Annotated in this window: 10 protein-coding genes and 1 pseudogene; 2 read left to right on the top strand and 9 right to left on the bottom strand. The window is 69.6% G+C overall.

The window, feature by feature from the left end:
* Positions 1-3: 3 nt before the first annotated feature.
* The gene (gene asnB / locus E2170_RS04650; RefSeq protein WP_132999442.1) at positions 4-1,929 is read right to left on the bottom strand and encodes an asparagine synthase (glutamine-hydrolyzing); all 1,926 of its coding nucleotides are present in this window, start codon (positions 1,927-1,929) and stop codon (positions 4-6) included.
* A 49-nt stretch (positions 1,930-1,978) separates the two neighbouring features.
* Positions 1,979-3,121, bottom strand: a complete 1,143-nt coding sequence (locus E2170_RS04645; RefSeq protein ID WP_132999441.1) for a glycosyltransferase family 2 protein — start codon at positions 3,119-3,121, stop codon at positions 1,979-1,981.
* 212 nt (positions 3,122-3,333) lie between these two features.
* Between E2170_RS04645 and E2170_RS04640 the strand changes: the two genes are divergently transcribed.
* On the top strand, positions 3,334-4,263 hold the full coding sequence (locus tag E2170_RS04640; protein ID WP_165942154.1) for a methyltransferase domain-containing protein: 930 nt from the start codon (positions 3,334-3,336) through the stop codon (positions 4,261-4,263).
* Here E2170_RS04640 and E2170_RS04635 read toward each other — a convergent pair.
* Entirely contained in the window at positions 4,260-5,195 is a 936-nt protein-coding gene (locus E2170_RS04635; RefSeq protein WP_132999439.1) for a class I SAM-dependent methyltransferase, read from the bottom strand. The genes E2170_RS04640 and E2170_RS04635 overlap by 4 nt on opposite strands.
* Positions 5,196-5,847: 652 nt before the next feature.
* Between E2170_RS04635 and E2170_RS04630 the strand changes: the two are divergent.
* Positions 5,848-7,053: pseudogene (locus E2170_RS04630) on the top strand (choice-of-anchor Q domain-containing protein); the annotation flags it as partial.
* 322 nt (positions 7,054-7,375) lie between these two features.
* On the opposite strand, the gene E2170_RS04625 reads toward E2170_RS04630, so the two are convergent.
* From E2170_RS04625 to E2170_RS04605, 6 genes are all read right to left on the bottom strand, one after another.
* Positions 7,376-8,893, bottom strand: a complete 1,518-nt coding sequence (locus E2170_RS04625; protein ID WP_165942153.1) for an oligosaccharide flippase family protein — start codon at positions 8,891-8,893, stop codon at positions 7,376-7,378.
* The gene (locus E2170_RS13785) at positions 8,890-10,656 is read right to left on the bottom strand and encodes a glucosamine inositolphosphorylceramide transferase family protein (RefSeq protein ID WP_165942152.1); all 1,767 of its coding nucleotides are present in this window, start codon (positions 10,654-10,656) and stop codon (positions 8,890-8,892) included. The genes E2170_RS04625 and E2170_RS13785 overlap by 4 nt, the downstream gene beginning before the upstream one ends.
* Entirely contained in the window at positions 10,653-11,498 is an 846-nt protein-coding gene (locus tag E2170_RS04620; protein ID WP_132999436.1) for an alpha/beta fold hydrolase, read from the bottom strand. Before E2170_RS04620 ends, E2170_RS13785 begins: the two co-directional genes overlap by 4 nt.
* Positions 11,495-12,337 (bottom strand): alpha/beta hydrolase family protein, encoded by an 843-nt coding sequence (locus tag E2170_RS04615; protein WP_132999435.1) that lies wholly within the window; start codon positions 12,335-12,337, stop codon positions 11,495-11,497. Before E2170_RS04615 ends, E2170_RS04620 begins: the two co-directional genes overlap by 4 nt.
* Before the next feature lie 118 nt (positions 12,338-12,455).
* On the bottom strand, positions 12,456-13,844 hold the full coding sequence (locus tag E2170_RS04610) for a TIGR03013 family XrtA/PEP-CTERM system glycosyltransferase (protein ID WP_132999434.1): 1,389 nt from the start codon (positions 13,842-13,844) through the stop codon (positions 12,456-12,458).
* 33 nt (positions 13,845-13,877) lie between these two features.
* Positions 13,878-19,205, bottom strand: coding sequence for a non-ribosomal peptide synthetase (locus tag E2170_RS04605; RefSeq protein WP_243708050.1), 5,328 nt, complete (start codon positions 19,203-19,205; stop codon positions 13,878-13,880).
* Positions 19,206-19,319: the final 114 nt, after the last annotated feature.

The following is a 19,319-nucleotide window of genomic DNA, read 5'->3' as shown; positions in this document are numbered from 1 at the left end:
GGCTCAGCGCCCGCGGCTGGCGGCCAGCCAGGACTGGAACATCAGCACCGACCACAGCCGGATCCCGTAGGCCGCCGTGCCCCGGAGGTGCTGTTCCCATGCCATGCGGACGGGCACCGGGTCGAGGAAACCCTCCTCGCGCAGCCGCTGCGGTTCCAGCATGGCCTCGGCCCAGTCGCGCAGGGGCCCGCGCAGCCACTGGTCCAGCGGAAAGCCGAAACCCATCTTCGGCCGGTCGTACAGCGCGGTGGGCACATGGCGGTCGAGCAGCCTGCGAAGCAGCCACTTCCCGCGCCCGTCGCGAAGCTTCATGTCCATGGGCAGGGTCCAGGCGAACTCCATCACGTCGCGGTCGAGCAGCGGCGCACGGGTTTCCAGAGACACCGCCATCGCCGCGCGATCGACCTTCACCATCACGTGGTCGGGCAGGTAGGTCATCGCGTCCAGTGCCATCATCCGCGCCACGGGATCGTGCAGGCGGGGCCACAGCCAGCGCTGGTCGAGCAGGTTGTCCGGCATTCGGGCGCCCTGCACCACGCTCTCCGGATTCGACCAGTCGGACACCAGGCGGCAGTAGAGATCGTCCATCCCGTCGATGCGCCCGTCGGCGAACACGCTCGCCAGCCGGCGCAGCTTGGGTGCGGCCTGGGGCGCCCCGAGCCTGGATGTCAGCGCCGACGGCAGGGCCGCCGCCGCGCGCAGCAGCGGCCCGCGCAGCCCCGAAGGCACGCGGCCGATACTGCGCCACAGCTTCGGGCCGAGAAGGTAGCGGTTGTACCCGCCGAAGAATTCATCACCGCCGTCGCCGGACAGGGCCACCGTGACGTGCTCGCGCGCCATGCGCATGACCAGGTGCGTGGGCAGCTGCGAACTGTCGGCGAAGGGCTCGTCGTACATCGCCGGCAGGTCGGGAATGATCGCCAGCGCGTCGCTGCCGGCCATGCGCAGCTCGGTATGGCGGGTCCCGAGGTGGGATGCGATCGCGCGCGCGTGGCCCGCCTCGTCGTACTCGCCTTCCTCGAACCCGATGGTGAAGGTGCGAACGGGCTGCGGGCTGCCCGCCTGGATCAGGGCCGTGACCAGGCTGGAATCGATGCCGCCCGACAGCAGGCTGCCCAGCGGCACGTCGGCGACCATCTGCCGGCGCACGGCGGCGCCCAGCAGGTTCTCGAGATGATCGACCGCCTCTTCGTCGCTGCCCTCGAACGGCTGCGCCTGCCCCTGCTCGGCCACCTCGGCCAGCGACCAGTACGCCACGGGGTCGACCTCGCGACGACCCGGGCGGAGCACCGCCCAGGTCCCGGGCGGCAGCTGCGCGATCCCGCTGTAGATCGAATGCGGCGCGGGTACGTGGTTATGGCGCAGCATCAGCGCCAGGGCGCCGCGGTCGACCTCGCCGATGAACGAAGGATGCGCGCGCAGCGCCTTGAGCTCGGAGCCGAACAGGAAGGCGTCGCCCTGCCATCCGTAGTACAGCGGCTTCTCGCCGGCCCGGTCGCGCCCCAGCCACAAGGCCCGCTCCCGGCGGTCCCAGGCTGCGAACGCGAACATGCCGATGCTCGCGCGCAGCGTGACGTCCACGCCCCAGGCCTCGATCGCCGCGAGCAGGGTCTCGGTGTCGGAGTGGCCGCGCCAGCCGCTGGCCGCCCCCGTCTGCTCGAGCTTCCGGCGCAGTTCGCCGTGGTTGTAGATCTCGCCGTTGAAGACGATCACCCAGCGTCCGCTGGCCGACGGCATCGGCTGGTGCCCGGCGGGCGACAGGTCGAGGATCGACAGGCGCCGGTGCGCCAGTGCGATGCCCGCTTCGTCGTCCACCCAGGTCCCGGCGTCGTCCGGCCCGCGGTGCCGGAGCGCGTCTGCCATGCCGGCGGCCACCACGGCACGCCCGTCGATGCCGCTTCCCCCGAGGAATCCAGTGATACCGCACATGCTCAGGCAGCTCCCGGCCGGCTCCGTCCATGGCGCGCCAGGCGCCGCATCATCGCAGCGGCGTCCAGACCACGACCTTGTCGCCCCTGGCGAAGCGCACCAGGCTGATCGCCGATGACAGATTGGTCAGCAGGAAGTAGTAGGGCTGGGCCAGCAGCCGCGAACCTCCGAACCTGCGGCTGGCATGGAACCCGAGCAGGCCGACCGCGATCCCGGCAACCTGCGCCAGCAGCAGCAGCACGTACTGCCCCTGCCCCTGCAGGGCGAGCGCGATGTTGGCGAGCAGCGCGACCAGCCAGAACACCGGCGACAGGTAGCGCAGCAGCTTGTGCGAACCCAGCTGCCACGCGAAGCTCCCGTACCGCAGCGGGTTCAGCAGGTGGCGGTTCCTGGCGAGCGCGAGCAGGCTGCGCAGGGTCACCCGGACCCGCATGGACAGTTCCTGGTCGGAACGGTCGAGGGTTTCCTCAAAGCAGACCGCACCGGGCTCGAGCACGGTGCGGAAACCCATCTCGCGGACATCCATGGCGATCACGAAGTCGCTGATCAGGTCCGGCGCGATCGGACGGTACACGGCCGCGCGCACCGCATAGAGCTGGCCGCTGACGCCGATCAGGGAGCCCAGCGCGCTCTCCGCCATCCGCAGCGCGCTTTCGTACTTCCAGTAGGAGGTGCCGCCGTTGCCGGTCGCATCGGCCAGCTTCGAGGTGTACACCAGGCGCCCGGCCACGCAGCCCACGTCGGGATCGTTGAAGTTCCTGGCCATCGCTCGCAGGGCCTTGGCCTCGACCATCGTGGTGGCGTCGGCGAACAGCAGCACGTCGCCCGTGGCAACGTCCGCCGCGGCGTTCTGGCAGGCGGTCTTGCCGAGTCGCCCTTCCACGCGGAGCAGCCGCACGCGGGGATCGTTGAAGCCGAGCACGATCCCGTCGGTGCCGTCGATGGACGCGTCGGAAGCCACGATGATGTCCAGCTTCTCCCGCGGGTAATCCAGCGAGAGCGTGTTGCGGATCTTGGCGGCGATGCTCTTTTCCTCGTTGTACGCGGAAATGATCACGGTGATCGACGGCTCGCAGTCGCCGCGGCGCACGTGGCGCGGGAACAGCCGGCCGATCGCGATCGCCAGCAGCGGGTAGCCCACGTAGATGTAGGCGAGCATCGCGATCGCGCCCCAGAACATCACCTCCAGCATCACTCACCCCTCTGCCAGGAACAGGAACCGCTCGTTGCAGGTGAACGTGCAACACCGCTTCCGCCGGTCACGGCGCCGCCCCTGACGACGCATGCCCGCGGCGACTGTCCTTGTCCGGGCCGGGCCTGCGTTGTCACCGATGCATGCCCCCGCGGCGGTGCCGGCCGTGCCCGAAGGCCGCCCCTGCCGCGCCATCGACTGGGAGACGATCGATGTATTCGGAGAGCCCTGGACGCGATGCCGTCCGCTTCGCCAAGGCGGTACTGACCAACCAGATGGCCCGTTTCACGCCGGGCCTGTACTTCGGCCTGACCCGGCAGACCGGCCGCGGCAAGGGCAGCGAAGAACCGGCGGAGATCGCCGCCTACTTCATCCGCTGCTTCAACGAGTACATGGAACGGCTGGCCGACGGCAGGCCCGCGGACGAATACCTGGCCGGCAAGTCGGTGCTCGAGTACGGCCCCGGCGACGTGCTGGCGGTGGCCCTGCTGATGTACGCCCACGGCGCGGCGTCGGTGCACTGCGTGGACCGCTTCCCGATCCAGCGGATCAGCGACACCAACATCCGCACCTATCTTGCGATCATCGATTCGCTGGATCCCCCGCAGCGGGACCGGGCGCGCCGGGCGTTCAAGGAGTTCGGCGACCCGGCCAGCGGCCTCGATCCCGAAGCCGTCCGCTACGTGGTCACCCCCGACGGCCTGATCGACCGGCCGGACAGCTACGACCTGATCGTGTCCCGCGCGGTCCTCGAGCACGTCGACCAGCTCGACATGACGATCGCCGACATGGCCGCGGCCCTCCGCGCCGACGGCGTCGCCATCCACAAGGTCGACCTGAAGAGCCACGGCATGGATCGCTACCTGCCCTTCGACTTCCTGACCTGGCCCGAGCCCGCCTATCGGCTCATGAACAGCCACAAGGGCAATCCCAACCGCTGGCGCGTCGACAAGTACAGGGAACTCGTCCACCGCCACGGGCTGAGGTTCAGGGCACTTGCCGACACCGGCCAGCTGGCGCCCGAGGACATCGACCGGATACGCGCCGGACTGGCCGCCGGATTCCGCGACATTCCGACCGCGGACCTGACCTGGCTCGGCTTCTGGATGGTTGTCGACAGGACCCCGGGCCTACACAGCTAGGCGGCCTTGCGCGATGCGATCCATGCGCCCTTGATGGCGAGGATATCCAACGGCTTGGCGCTGAACCGCGCATCCAGGCGGATGCCGCCCTCCTGCAGCAGCTGCTGCGACTTCGGGTCCACCTTCGGTTCGTCCATCACGATCCGCTGGCCCGTGGATTCGAACAGTCGCAGGTAGTCGTCGTGGCGCAGGCGGTTGACGTACATGTAGCGGTTGCCTGCGAACCTCTGCCAGCGCCTGTCCGAGAACTGCAGGAAATTGATCGCGGATATCCGTTCGTCCGAATGCCAGAAGTGGTCGCTGTAGTCGATCCGGTGGATGAACAGGCCGTTGTCCGCGAGCACCCGCTCGCCCTCCACCATGATGGATTCGAGCACCGGTTCGGGGATGTGCTCGAGCACGGTGTACGAGGTGTGGAAGTGGATCGATCCGTCGGGAAGCCCGGTGTGGGCGGCATCGCCGGGGGCGATGTATTCGATGCGGCACAGTGAAAGGAAGCGCTCCAGCGAAAAGCCGCCATCGGCAAATTCCAGCAGCGCCGCCATCCGCTCCTCGCGAAGCAATGGACCGAACAGGCCCCTGATCTCCCCGGCATGGTCGCGGATGTAGCCGATGCTCTCCTCGACCAGGTCCGCCCGCAGGTAGGGATTGAGGTCGATGGTGACCGTCCGGTCCGCGCCCAGCAGCCAGTACGCCAGCGGCACCACGGGCACGCGCCCGGTGCCCACCTCGAAGAACACCTTGCCGGAGGGATCCTGGCCCAGGGCCTGGATCCGCTTCCAGGTCTCGATCCCGGCGGAGAGCCGGTCGACCGGATTCATCGCCCTCAGCCCACCGAACCGCCTCTGGAGCCAGAACTGGGCCGGATAGGAGACCGACGCCGGCAGGACGGCAATGGCGTTCTGGATCGCTGCCTTGATCTTCCAGTGCATCGACAATTTTCCTCGCGCATGCGCGGCCACGCGGGAACGTGGCCGCCTGTGCAGGCAAACGCAGGAAGAACGCCCGGGGGGCCAACGCCGGGGCGGGCCGGACCGTGGGCAAACAAGCGATTCAAACAAAAGCTGAACGGGGCTCTTTACCACGGACAAGGGTCGCAAATGCAGAAGCCGGGGCGGGAAAAATGCGACACAACCCACAATTACAGAACTTTCGGGTACATGAAAGCAGGCATCCCCCCCTAAAGTGCGCGACCTGGACCACGGATGGACCTTTCCCCCGAAATCCTTCCGGAGCTCTACCGTGCCCCACGCTTCCAACGCCCAGTTCCACCCTCCCTTATCGTTATGCCCTGACTTACCGGTTTCCCCCAAGCCCCGTTCACTGACCCGTTTCCTGCTTCTCGCTTCACTCGGCCTCGGCGCCATCGGTTCGGCCCAGGCCGCCACGTACTACGTCCGCACCGACGGCGGCAGCGCCGCCCAGTGCACCGGCCGCAGCGACGCGGCCTACCCCGGCAGCGGCTCCGCTCAGGCCTGCGCCTGGAACAGCCCCCTCGTCGCACTCCCCGCATCAGGCGCCGCACGCATCGCCGGCGGCGACACCCTCTATATCGGCAGCGGCACCTACCAGATCGGCAGTGCCATGCAGCCCGTGCCCAGCGGCAGCACCTCCAACCGCACCCGCATCCTCGGCAGGACCGGCGGCAGCGTGCCCAAGCTCGCCGGCATCAACGGCATCCACCGCGTCATCGACCTCACCAACAGCTCCAACGTCGAGATCGGACACCTCGAGGTCACCGACCTCAGCGACTGCGTCTACGGACACCCCTCCGCAGGCTGCCAGAGCGGCGGCGCCTGGGCGCGTGGCGGACTCTACGCCAGCAACTCGCGCAACGTCTGGCTCCATGACATGAACTTCCACGGCCTTGGCGCACGCGGCATCCAGGCCGGCGGACTCACCGACTGGACCCTCGAGCGCGTCAAGCTCAACCGCAACGGCACCGCCGGATGGGTCGGCGACCTCGGCTCCGGAAGTTCCTCCAACTCCGGCAACATCGTCATGCGCGACATCGAGATCGGCTGGAACGGCTGCGGCGAACGCGTCGCCACCGGCGAAGCCTGGGCCTGCTGGGGACAGCAGTCCGGCGGCTACGGCGACGGACTCGGCACCGCCGCCACCGGCGGCCACTGGCTGATCGAGGACGCCTACATCCACCACAACACCTCCGACGGCCTCGACCTGCTCTACATGGACGGCGGCAACGATTCCAGCGTCACCCTCCGCCGCGTCTATGCCGTCGCCAACGCCGGCAACCAGGTCAAGGTCACCGGCAACGCCCTGATCGAAAACTCCGTCATCGTCGGCCACTGCACCTTCTTCAAGGGCAAGTACACCATGCAGGACAGCGAAAGCTGCCGCGCCTACGGCGCCACCCTGCTCCTCAACCTCACCGGCAACGACACCGTCACCGTCCGCCATAACACCCTCGCCGGCGAAGGCGATGCGCAGATCGTCCACACCGGTGGACAGTCTTCGGATCGCATCAACATCCTCAACAACATCGCCGTGGGCTTCCCCTACTTCGTCAATGGCCAGGCACGGCCGTTCAACGCCGGCAATGCGCCGGGCACGAAGTCGATCTCCGGCAACCTGGCGTGGAACGTGTCCTCCTGCCCCTCGGGCGTGAGCTGCAGCCAGAACCCGAAGCTCACCAACATGAGCCTGGCCGCCTTCGACGCGGAGCCGCTCGCCGGCAGCCCCGCGATCGATACGGCGCCGCGGATCGCCGCCGTCACCACCGACTTCCTCGACGGGGCGCGCCCGGTGGGCGTGGCCAACGACATCGGTGCCTACGAATACGGCTCCGACGCCGGCGTGCCGCCCGAGGATCCGCCGTCCAACCGGATGCGGACCGGCGGCAACGCACCGCCGCTTCCCAGCAATCCCGGGAGCGGGAACAAGGGCCGCCTCCGCGCGGCACCGGTGCCGGGCAACGGTTCGACCGGCACCGCGGCCCCCGCACAGCGGGCCACCCCCGATGAACAGCCGGCGTCCAGGCCCCAGGCCCTGACAGCACTGGTGCGCAGGATGTACGACGCCATCTTCGCGAACTGAGCGACGCAGGCAACGAGGGCGGGCCGCAAGGCCCGCCCTTTTTCGTGCGCCGGACTCAGCCGCGGCTGCCGAACGCCAGCACCGACCGGCGGAAGCCCGGGTCGAGCGCGAACACCGGAAGCGCGTACAGCACCAGCAGCAGCCCGCCAGCGGCGAACAGGCGCTGCCACGCACCATCCAGGCCGAAAAGATCGATGCCCCGCGCCACGAACACGAACACGCCCCCGCACGCGAGCGACAGGGCCAGGGTCCGCGCGCTCGGCCACTGCACAAGCCCTTTCGGACAACACGCGAACTGCATGGCACTCATCGCCGTGTAGCTGATCGCCCCCGCCCATGCCGCGCCCATGTAACCCTGGCGCGGGATCAGGACGAGATTGAGCGCGATGTTCAGGAGCATGGTCAGGACCGTGATCACCAGCACCACCATCGTCCGGTTCTTGAGCAGCAGGCCGAAGCTGGAGATGCCGAACAGCGAGTTCGCCGCCACGGCCATCCCGAGGACGACGAACACCGGCCCGGACGCGGCCTTGGACGGCCCGCTCAGGGCCACGATCGCGTCATGCCCGGTCACGAACACCAGCGCCACGATCGCGACCACGGCATAGGTCATCGGGACCAGCACCCGCTCCTTCAGCTCGCGCACCGCCAGGTTGCCGCCGGTCTCGTAGGCCCTGTTCGCCACCGGGACGAAGGCTTCCGACAGGGTCGCGTCGATGAACAGCGTCACCTGCATCGCCAGCGCCCAGCCGATGGTGTAGATGCCGACCTGCGCGAAATCCCCGGTGATGCCCTTCAGGAGCACCCGGTCGATGTTCGAAAGCACGCCGTAGGCGATTTCATGCGCCATCAGCGGAAGGCCATAGACCAGACCCTTGCGCAGCGCGCCGAAGTCGACCGCATCGCGCGCGAAGTGCACGTTCCTGCGCAGCCAATGCAGCAGCCAGGCCAGCAGCAGCGCGGCGGCGAGCATCTTCGCGCCGAACACGGCAAGGGCGCTCTGCTGCACGAGAATCACCGCGGCCAGCACCAGCCCCAGTTCCGCAAGGCGACCGGCGATGCGCGTGGTCATGACGATGTCGGAGCGTTCGCTGGCGCGCATCACCGACTGCACGATCGCGATCCCGGCCATCATCGGCGTGAGGAGCAGCGCGCACCACAGGATCAGCCCCGGGTCGCGGCCGAGCACCAGGCTCCATACCGCGAGCCCGAACGCGCACAGCAACCACAGCACGCCCGAGATCAGCAGCGGCAGCAGCACCATGTTGGTGCCGAAGCCGGTGACCCTGGCCGGATCGCCGTCGTAGGGATAGAGGCGGACGATCGCGTGCGGCGCCCCCAGCTTCACGATCCCGATGCCGATCAGCATGAAGGTCTCGTAGTACCTGAGGATGCCGAACTGCGTGTTGTCCAGGAGCCGCGTCAGGATGGGGAAGGAAATGAAGCCGGCCACCAGCACCAGCGCATTCGACGCCGAATAGCGCAGGTAATGCGTGGCCATGCTCGGGAGCTTGCGGCGCTGTTCCACGTGCTGCTGGCCGGGCGTGGCTGCGGAATCCGGGATGTTGCTCATTCGCCGGCGGCTTTCGCTGGCGATCGCGCGGCGCCCGCGAACCGCTCGGGGATCGCACCCCGTACAGCGCTGGCACCCGATTCCGGGGCCGCTGCCCTGGCGGCACCTCGAGCGCATCCACCATCCAGCAGTTCAAGCCTGTCCGCGCCGGCCGGCGGCCTACCGAGGATATCGAGCACCTCGATGCCGCCGTCGCTGCTGTAGGAGTGGCAGGCATCGACTGCACCGACCTGGCTGGCGGCGAACCGCGACAGCACCCGCTCCCGATAGGTGTCCGGCCCAAGCTCGAGGATCTCGTTGAACACGATCGCACTGCCGTAGCAGGGACCGCAGTCCTGGCCGGGACGGATGAGGCGGCCGCGGTGGGTGAATATCCGGCCGGCCATGCGCGCGCGTCCCACGTCGCACACGATGGGACTGGCGGGATGCGGCGTGAACGGTCCTTCCGGGCTTGCCGCGACGAACAGGAACAGGTCTTCGCTGGTGCTGTTGCCGCTCTCGGCCACGTTGACGAACAGGTACCAGCGGCCCTCATGCTCGTGCAGCACGGGATCCACGCAGGCCCAGCCCGTGAGCAGGTCGCGCACGCGGGTCCATTCGCGGGGGAAGTCGACGGCACGGTACAGACTGACGCGACGGTCATAGCCGGACTCGACCATCAGCTGCCACTGTCCCTGCCAGTTGAACACCTGCGGGAAGGACAGGTGTCCCGGCTCCTGGAGGACGATGCCGAGGTCGCGCGCACCGCCGTCGGCCAGCTCCGCACAGGCGATGCGGGCCAGCCCCGTGGCCGGATCCATCTCCTCGACGAAAACCAGCTTCCGTCCTCCGGCGTCGACCATGCAGGGATCGGCCCACCACCCGCGGCTGCCCTGGAGGATCCGGTACGCATCGAGCACCGGGGATCCGGGATCCATCGGCGATCTGGCCTCGCGCACGACCAGTGACCAGTCCTGGCTCTTCAGGCGCGAGACCACCGAAGCCACCTGCGCCCTGAGGGTCGATGCCAGCAGGCGCAGGCCCGCGGCGCGAACCGGCACGGCTTCGGGCTGCAGCCGCAGCGTCCGCACGGCACCGCGCTTCGCTGGGGGCTGCCGGGAAGCGATCCCGTGCAATGAGCGCAGCAGCAGTGGCGGCAGCTTGCGGTACGCGTCGTCACGGGTCAGCAGGAACGCGGTCGCACGCGTCTTTACCCGGCTGTGCGCCAGTGGGACGCTGGATCCGCTGCCGTCATCAAGCGTGAGGCCGACGTGGGTCGACGCCTCGCCGCGCAGCAGCGGCGCCAGCAGCGACAGGCCGGCGTGGCGCGGATCGGTGAGGCCGGCATCGATCTGCCAGCACCCCCACGGCGCGTGGCGCGCGAGGGAGGCCGCCCATGCCTGCGGCCCGGCCAGGAGCACGACATCCGGCTGAAGGTGCTCGACCCGTGCTTCCAGCAGCGACAGGGACGAAAGCCGTTCGTCACCAGCGCCGCGCGCTGCCCTGGAAGGTGTCGCGGGCATCAGGCTGGCATTGGCGTCCGGACGAAGCAGGCGCTCCCAGGCCAGGAACAGGCGCAGGCCCGATGCCACGTCGCGCACCGTCGGAAGCCGCGTCTCGGGGCCTTCGAGCACGGTGACCTCCACCCACGCGTGCTGGCGCGCAACGGCGGCGAAGGCGTCCAGCCAGCCGGGCAGATCCGACGATGCCGCCAGCACCACGCGCAGCGGCCGCTCCAGCCCCGCCGGGGTGGCGTACAGCGCACTGGCGGATGCACCGCTCATGGCGCCCCCCGCCCAGCGAGCGCGAGCATCCACTGTTCGATGGTCGCGATCAGCCGCTCGCGATGCAGCCCGCCAAAGTAGGTGTGGTCGCAATCCGGCCAGAAGTGCATGTCGACCCGCGGATCGTGCACCGCGCGACCGAAGCTCCATTCGAACTGGCGGGGATGCAGGAAATGGTCCTCGTACGCACCGCTGAAGACGAACAGCATCGGCACGTCGCGCTCCAGGAACCGGGCGAACTGGTGCCGCGCCTGCGCATGGTCGGGCCAGTTCCGGAAGTCCTCGGCCTCGAAGCCGGCCTGTTTCCCGATGCGTCCGGGCAGCATGCGCGCGAAGCGGCGCCATTCACCGGGCAGGCGCCGCAGCAGGCCCAGCACTCGCGCATAGCGGTACCAGGGACCGCCGAAGCAGATGCCGTCCAGCATCAGCAGCGCGGACACCCGGCTGTCCAGGGTCGCAGCCTCCCAGCCGGCATCAGCGGCACTGCAGATACCGCCGGCGGCGAAGATCCGGCAACCATGGTCCTGCTCGAGCCGGTCGATCGCCGCGATCGTGGTCCGCGCGGGATCCCAGCCCGGCAGCCGCGGCGCCTCGCCCACGCCGGGCACGTCGTAGCGGAAGCTGCCGATGCCGCGGGCGGCAAGCCGCTGCGCAAGTTCCACGTGCAGCCGGAAGGGGCCGGAGCGCGGCTGCAAGCCCGCGCTGGGCAGGAGCAGGGTCGGCCCGGATGCACCGGAGCCGGCCAGTATTCCCGTGAGGCGATTGTCCGGGCCGAAGCGCACCAGCACGCTGGCTGCCTGTGCCATGCCCTGTTCCTGGACGGGGCGGACGGCCACGTTCATGCCCACTCCGCCTCGCGCATTCCCGAGCCCAGCTCGCGGACAAGCGCACGCACCGCCGGTGCGAGGAAGAGGGTGGCGTCCATCGACACGCCGCCGGAGAACGCGGGTGCCGACGCCGGCAGCGGGAACAGCCGTGTGAACCCTTCCGGCGAAGCGTCCCCGGCCCGCAGCACCGCCCAGGTGCGCCCCGGGCGACGGCCCAGCCCGGTCCCCAGGCGCGCCCCGGCGAGTTCGTCGCGCAGGCGCGGCGACACCCTGAATCCCATCAGCTGGCCGTCCGACGTACTGCCGGTGCGCGGCACCCCCGGCCGCGGCGGGGGCAGGATCGCCCTGGCCCCGGCATCGGCATCGACAAGTTCACGAAGCCATGCAGCGCCATCCGCCAGCGGCTCCCACAGTACCAGCAGATCCGCCGTGCCGCCCTTGGCCACCCATTCGTCCACGAACAGCGCGCTCCCGCGCAGTGCCAGCACCACCACGCGCGACACCCCGGCGCGTGCGCGCAGCGCCGCGATGGCAAGCCCGAGGTCGATGCGCATGGATTCGAAGTCGAGTTCACCACCTTCCCCGGACGAATCGCCGGTACCGTGGAAATCGAAGCGCAGCGCAGGCAGCCCCGCCGCCGCGAGTTCGCTCGCGATCTCGGTGACGAAGCGTCGGCTGCGCGGCAGTTCGTCGACCAGCGGCGGAACGATGACCACGCCCGTCCCCGGCGTGCCGGCCACCGGATGCAGGGCGGCGTACAGCGAGCGCGCAGATGCGCCGATCCAGAACGCCTGCCAGTCGTCGATGCCCCCACGCCCGCCGGCTCCCGCTCGACCGTTTCCGCCGTCTGCCAATCCACCGTCCATCAGCTCCCCTGCCGGCAAATGCGATCCATGCCTGATTGAACGCCGGCCGGACGCAGCACCGGCCATCGGCGGCGCTGTTGCGCAAGCGCGGAACCCTGCGCGGCGGCTACCGCGCGCCGCGACGGAACAGCACCACTTCCACCGTCTGCAGCAGGATCATGATGTCGAACACGATCCCCTGGTTCTTGACGTAGTAGAGGTCGAACGTCAGCTTCTCTTCCGCGTCACGCACCGATGCGCCGTAGGGATAGCGCAGCTGCGCCCACCCGGTCAGCCCCGGCTTCACGCAATGGCGGACGTTGTAGTAGCGGATCTCGCGCTCGAGCATTTCGACGAACTGGGGGCGCTCCGGCCGCGGGCCCACGAAGCTCATCTCGCCGCGCAGGACGTTGAACAGCTGCGGCAGTTCGTCCAGGCGCGTGGCGCGTATGAAGCGCCCTGTGCGCGTGCTGCGGTCATCGTCCTGCGAGGCCCAGCGCGCGACACCATCGCCTTCCGCGTCCGTGCGCATGCTCCTGAACTTGACCAGCTCGAAGTTGCGCCCACCCTCGCCCACCCGGATCTGCCGGTACAGCACCGGCGACCCCGATTCCAGCCAGACGCACAGCGCCACGATCGCCATCGCCGGCCAGGCCACCAGCAGCAGCGTGCTGGCGGCCACGAGGTCGAACAGGCGCTTGTTCACGCGGCGCTGCCGCGACTGGTCGAAGCCGCGGGAGAAGACGAACCACGACGGATCCGCGACATTGACCGTGACCATGCCCGCCTCGCGCTCGAACAGGGTGGACAGGTCGGACACCGCGATGCCGCGCTGCGTGCAGCCGAGGAGTTCGTCCATCGGCAGGCCACCCCTGCGTTCGTCCGGCGCCACGACCACCTCGTCCACCCGCAGCTCGCGGGCCAGTTCGGCCAGGCCCGATGCTGCCTGGAGCTGGAGATCCCGCGGCACCACTGCTTCCTGGCCCTCGACCGGCAGGAAGCCCACGACCACGAACGATTTGCGGTCGGAGTGCCGGCGCAGGCGGTGGTTGATGAGGTCGGCATTGCGTCCTGCGCCATAGACCAGGATCCGGCGCTTGAAGGCATCGCCGCGGAAACAGCTCCAGGTCAGCGTGCGCAGCGCCACCACGCCCACCAGCCCGAGCGACAGCGACGCGAAGAGGACCACGCCACCGATGTAGGCGGCCGGCACCAGCAGGTACAGCAGCACCAGCGCGATCGCCGCCACCGAAAAGGCCAGGAACAGCCGGAGCATGAACTCCCGGTTGCTGTGGCGTGCATGCACCTGGTAGAGCCCGAATGCCGACATCGCACCGGTCACGAACGCGGCGACCAGCAGCGCCTGCAGCGTCGCCCCGCCGGACGCCGCGGCATCGCTGCCGGACTGGTCGACGAAGTGCAGGTACAGCCTCGCGGCCGCGACCACCACCACGGCGATGAGCAGCAGCTCCGCCAGCCACTGCACCTGGGAAGCCCGCACCTTGCGGCTTGCCATCCTCGTGTTCATGGCGATACCCCCTGAATGACGTCAGTGGCCCAACCTGTCGAAGAGGCTGCGGGTGAGGGTTCGACCTCGATGCAGCACGCCCGACAGGGACCGACCCCTGCCCGCTGCCACCGGCTGCGCGAGATCCTCGGCGGCGGCGGCGACCGGAACTTGCGTCCCGGCATCGACCGGAAGCTCCTCCGCAAGGTCGCCCAGGGTCTGCGTGGCCAGCGCCAGCAGCTTGATGCGATGGCCTGTTTCCGACAGCACGCGGTTGGCCATGCCCACCGCGAGCATGGAGTGGCCACCGAGATCGAAGAAGTTGTCGTCGGGCGACACCTCGGTGCCGAGGATTTCTCCCCACGTGGCCATGAGGTATGCCACCCGCGGATCGAGCGGGCCCGGGTCCCCGGGCGGCGCGGCTACGGCCGTCGCGGGTACCGGCGTGACGGCCGCCAGCGCCTTCCTGTCCACCTTGCCGTTGGGCAGCAACGGGATGGCATCCAGCACCACGATGTGCCTGGGCACCATGTAGTCGGGAAGATGCTTCCTCAGGTGCGAGGCAAGCTCGGCCTCGATCCCGGCGGACGCCGCCGCGGGCACCACGTGGGCCACCAGGCGGACGTCGCCCGGCCGGTGTTCGCGCGTCGTGACCACCGCGCGCGACACCGCCGGATGCGCCAGCAGGCTGCTCTCGATGTCGCCGGGCTCGATGCGGTAGCCGCGCACCTTGATCTGGAAGTCCAGGCGCCCGAGGTGCTCCAGGTTGCCGTCCGCGCGCCAGCGCCCGCGGTCACCGGTGCGGTAGAGCAGCGGCGCATCGATGCCGGTGCCGAAGCCCCTGGCCGGATCGGCGAAGCGGTCGGGAATGAATCGATCCGCGGTCAGTTCGGGCCTGCCGAGGTAGCCCAGGGTCACGCCTTCGCCGCCGATGCAGATCTCGCCCGGAACGCCTAGCGGACAGGGCTGCCCGTGGGCGTCGAGCATCCACACCTGGGTATTGGCGATCGGCCGTCCGATGTGGATGTCGGGCAATCCACCATCCCCGTCGGCGCGCACGCGCATCGCGGTAGACCACACCGTGGTCTCGGTGGGGCCGTACAGGTTCCAGAGTTCGCCGCAGCGCGACAGCATCGCCTGGGCCAGGTCGGGCGGCAGCGGCTCGCCGCCGCACAGCGCCTTGAACGACGGATCGCCCTGCCAGCCCGCCTCGATCAGCACCCGCCAGGTCGCCGGCGTGGCCTGCATCACGTTGGCGCCCGACTCGCGCAGCAGCGCGTCCAGGGCGAAGCCGTCGGCCACCGTGGCCCTGTCGGCCAGCACCACTTCGGCGCCGACGCTCAGGGGCAGCATCAGTTCCAGCACCGCGATGTCGAAGGACACCGTGGTCACCGCGAGCAACCGGTCCCCGCGGTCCAGGCCCGGCTGTTCCTGCATCGAGGCGATGAAGTTCGACACCGCGCGATGCGGCACCTGCACGCCCTTCGGGCGTCCGGTCGACCCCGAGGTATAGATGACATAGGCGGGCGACTCCGGCCCGGCCGCGCCGGCGTCACGACCGATGCGATCGTCCGGCAGCGCGTCGAGGCCGATGCCGGGATCGTCCAGGACGAGGACCGGGCGCCCCGGGAGCGTGAACGCGCCGACACAGTCACGCTGCGTGACCAGCGCCGCGAGCGCGGCATCCTCGACCATGCCGGCAAGTCGCTCGGGGGGAAAGTGCGGGTCCATCGGCACGTAGCTGGCGCCCGCCTTGAGGATGCCCAGCAGCGCGGCCACCACGTCGGCATTGCGCTCGAGCGCCAGCCCCACCAGCGCGCCCGCCTGCACGCCGTGCTGGCGAAGCAGCCTCGCGATGCGGTTGGCGCGGGCCTCGAGCTGTCCGTAGCTGAGCGCTTCCTGCCCGATGCGCAACGCCACGCGATCCGGCCCGAGGTCGCACTGGCGCTCGAACAGCTCGTGCATGCGGCAGTCGCGGTCGAACGCGACGGCCGGCGGCTGCAGCGCGGCCAGTTCCCCGAAGGCCCTCGCGTCGAGCAGTGGCAGCTGCGCGAGCTCGGCCCCGGGCGATTCGCAGGCCGCGCGCAGCAGCGACTCGAACGCGGCCAGCCAGCGGCGCACCGTCGCCGCGTCGAACAGCGCGGTGTCGTACTGCGTTTCCAGGCGCAGGCGGCCACCGACCTGGACCGCGTTGACGGACAGCTCGAAGTTGTCGTGCCGGCGGGGCTGGGTGGCGACCTCGACATCGAGGCCCGGGAACCTTCCACCGTCCAGTTCCATCGCCTGGTCGATGTTGAACATCACCGACACCAGCGGCAGGCGGGCCGGGTCACGCGGGACGCGAAGCGTCTTCAGCAACGTGCCGAAGGTGAAGCGCTGGTGCTCCAGCGCATCCAGCAGCAGGGCCTGCGCATCGTCGACGACCGACTCCACGCTGGCGCCCGCCTGCAGTCCGAACCGCAGCGGCAGCAGGTTCACGCAATGCCCGACCAGGTTGGCGTGGCCGTCGACGGACTGGCCGGCGGCGGGAATGCCCACCACCACGTCGTCCTGCCCGGACAGGCGCGAGAGCAGGCTGGCGAAGCTGCCGAGCAGGGTGGCGAACAGGCTGGCGCCCCGCCGCGCCCCCAGGCGGCGGATGGCGGAGACCAGGTCGGCGTCGAGTTCATGGTCCTCGCGACATGAGGCGAAGTCGCGCCTGTCGGGGCGCGGCCGGTCGGTCGGCAGGTCGAGCGCGGGCGGCAGGGTGGTGAACCTCGACAGCCAGTACGCTTCGTCCCCATCCGCTCCGGCAGCATCCAGCCGTGCAGCCTCGCGCCGCGCATGGTCGACGTAGCTCTCGGCCCCGGGCAGCGCGGTGCCGGCGGCATCGTCCAGCCCGTAGGCCGTCCCCAGTTCACGGATCAGCACCCACCAGGACCAGCCGTCGCAGGCGATGTGGTGCGCGTGCATCAGCAGGACGTGCTCCCCCGCGTCGAGCCGCACCAGCTCGGCGCGGAACAGGGGGCCGTGTGCGAGGTCGAACAGCGTCCCTCCGCTCCTGCGGGCATGGTCCGCCAACTGCTGCCGGCGCTCTTCCGGAGGCAATGGCGAAAAGTCGTGCAGCGGCACCGGAAGCGGCGACGGCTCAGGCACCCGGAAGGTTTGCCCGTCCGGTGCGTACACGGCGCGCAGCGCATCGTGGCGTGCAACCACCTGCTGCAGCGAGCGCCGCAGGCGGTCGACGTCCAGCGCACCGCGCAGGCGAAGCGACAGGGACAGGCTGTGGGCGAGCGAGGCTTCGTCGCCCAGCTGCGAGGCGAGCCAGATTTCCCGCTGCGGCTCGGTGCTGGGCACATCGATGACCGGCGTTGCGGCGCGGCGCGGCAGCAGCCCTGCGTCCTGCAGCTCCAGGATCGACTCCTTGAAGGCATGGACGATCGCCTTGATGTCGGCCTCGCCGTGCGCGGTGGTGAGGAAACAGGGAAAGTTGTCGAGGATGTGGATGCCGCGGCTGCGCATCATCGCGAACAGCAGGTCCTGCAGCGGATGGTCCTCGTCGAAATGCGTCCGCCAGAGCGAAGCGAAGTGCCGGACCTGCACGGGCGCGCCGACCTCCCCGCAGAAGGCGTTGATCTCCGAAGCCATGGCCGCGGTGCGCTGGTTCAGGCCCTCCTGCAGGCCCGGCCCCTGCGCCTTCACGTGCAGCAGCGAGGCCCTGGCGGCCGCGAGCGCGAGCGGATGGCGGACGAAGGTGCCGGCGAAATAGGTCACGCCCGCCGTGGGGACCGAATCGTCGCCGTACTGCCAGTGCCCGCCGTCGAGCGCATCCATGAACTCCCGCCGGCCCGCGATCACGCCCACGGGGTAGCCGCCACCGACGACCTTGCCGTAGGTGGCGAGGTCGGCGCGGATCCCGAACAGGGCCTGCGCGCCGCCCGGATGGGCGCGGAATCCGGTGATCACCTCATCGAAGACCAGGGCTGCGCCGGATTCCGCGGTGATCGTCCGGAGCTCGCGCAGGAATTCGACCGGCTGCAGGTCGGGCCGCCGGCTCTGCACCGGCTCGACCAGGACCGCGGCCAGCTCGTGCGCGCGATCGCGGATGATCTCGAGCGTTTCCGGCGTTCCGTACTCCAGCACCAGCACCTTCTCCGCGGTGTTGTGCAGGATGCCGGGCGCGGCCGGGACGGCGCGCAGCTTCTCCGTGCCGCGCACGATCACTTCGTCGTTGATGCCGTGGTAGGACCCCGAGAACATGACGATGGTCTCGCGGCCGGTGACCGTGCGCGCGATCCGCATGGCGCCGAGCACGGCTTCCGAGCCGGTGTTGCAGAGCGCCGCGCGATCATGTCCGGTCAGCTCGCAGACCAGGGCGGTCACCTCGCCGGCCAGCGGATGCATCGGACCGATCTCGCAGCCGCTGTCGATCTGCCGCTTCACCGCGTCGATCACGAAGTCCGGCTGCCAGCCGAACAGGCTGGTGCCGAAGCCGTTGAGCGCATCCACGTATTCGTGGCCGTCGATGTCCCAGACCCGCGCGCCCTTCGAGCGATCGACGACGATCTGGTAGACGATCTCCTTGGTCAGCGGCCGGAATCCGGTGACCACGCGCGGATCGGCCATGTGCGCGCGGTTGCGCTGCGCGTAGGCCCTGGACCCGGGCGTGCGCGCGATGTACCGCTGTACGAAGGCATCGAGCCGCCCGCGCTGGCGTGGCGTGAGTTCCACGCGGCTCCCGGCATCGATGCGGGCCATGGCGCCGTGGACCTTCTTCGCATCGCAGGGTTCGTCGGGCACCGGTGATTCATCGGTGACAGGGGACGGGGTCGCGACCGGAGCCGGCAGCGACGGCAGCGACGGCAGCGACGCCGCTGCGGACAGCGCCGCGCCCGGCGTGGACGAGAGCAGCGCCAACTGCCGGGCCATCAGCTGCATCTGCCAGTCGACCAGTGCACGCAGGGCGGCCGCGTGCGCGGGTCCGCCTGGCATGGACGGCACAGTGAGCGAAGGAATCCCGGCGTCGACCCGCGCTGCAGCGTCCACGGCGGCCGGTGCCTCGGCTGCCGCTGCGGATACGGATGCCGGCACGGCCGCGGGCGACGGCGCTTCATCAGGCGGCAGCTGCGCGTCCAGCGCCGACACCAGGCGGTCCAGGCTCGCGTACTCCCCCATCAGCTGCCGGAACGTCACCTTGACCGGAAAGGCCTTCTGCAGCTGCAGGGCCACCTGGGTCAGCATGAGGCTGTCCATTCCCAGTTCGATGAAGTTGGCACCGCCGTCCCCGGCGTCGATGTCGAAGCCTGCGACCTCCTCGAATACTTCCCTGATCCGGGCCGACAGGCGCTCGCGCCGGTCGCTGGTGTCACCTGTTGTCGTCTCGCGGGTCATCCGTTGGACTCCGGGCCGTCGGGGCGGTGTTGAAGGGGTTGGGCGCGGCCGGGAAGGACACATCGCCGGACCTGGACCGGACGTGGAGGCCGGCATACCCAGTGGAATACGCAG

Source organism: Luteimonas arsenica, from assembly GCF_004352825.1.
GTDB lineage: Bacteria > Pseudomonadota > Gammaproteobacteria > Xanthomonadales > Xanthomonadaceae > Luteimonas > Luteimonas arsenica.
The sequence above is the reverse complement of the archived record's forward strand: the minus strand, read 5'-3'. Positions and strand labels throughout refer to the sequence as shown.

What these genes read in the sequence shown, in the direction of transcription:
- asnB (WP_132999442.1), bottom strand. Translation starts at nt 1,929, where the DNA reads ATGTGCGGTATCACTGGATTCCTCGGGGGAAGCGGCATCGACGGGCGT.
- E2170_RS04610 (WP_132999434.1), bottom strand. Translation starts at nt 13,844, where the DNA reads ATGGCAAGCCGCAAGGTGCGGGCTTCCCAGGTGCAGTGGCTGGCGGAG.
- E2170_RS04645 (WP_132999441.1), bottom strand. Translation starts at nt 3,121, where the DNA reads ATGCTGGAGGTGATGTTCTGGGGCGCGATCGCGATGCTCGCCTACATC.
- E2170_RS04635 (WP_132999439.1), bottom strand. Translation starts at nt 5,195, where the DNA reads ATGCACTGGAAGATCAAGGCAGCGATCCAGAACGCCATTGCCGTCCTG.
- E2170_RS04605 (WP_243708050.1), bottom strand. Translation starts at nt 19,205, where the DNA reads ATGACCCGCGAGACGACAACAGGTGACACCAGCGACCGGCGCGAGCGC.
- E2170_RS04640 (WP_165942154.1), top strand. Translation starts at nt 3,334, where the DNA reads ATGTATTCGGAGAGCCCTGGACGCGATGCCGTCCGCTTCGCCAAGGCG.
- E2170_RS13785 (WP_165942152.1), bottom strand. Translation starts at nt 10,656, where the DNA reads ATGAGCGGTGCATCCGCCAGTGCGCTGTACGCCACCCCGGCGGGGCTG.
- E2170_RS04625 (WP_165942153.1), bottom strand. Translation starts at nt 8,893, where the DNA reads ATGAGCAACATCCCGGATTCCGCAGCCACGCCCGGCCAGCAGCACGTG.
- E2170_RS04620 (WP_132999436.1), bottom strand. Translation starts at nt 11,498, where the DNA reads ATGAACGTGGCCGTCCGCCCCGTCCAGGAACAGGGCATGGCACAGGCA.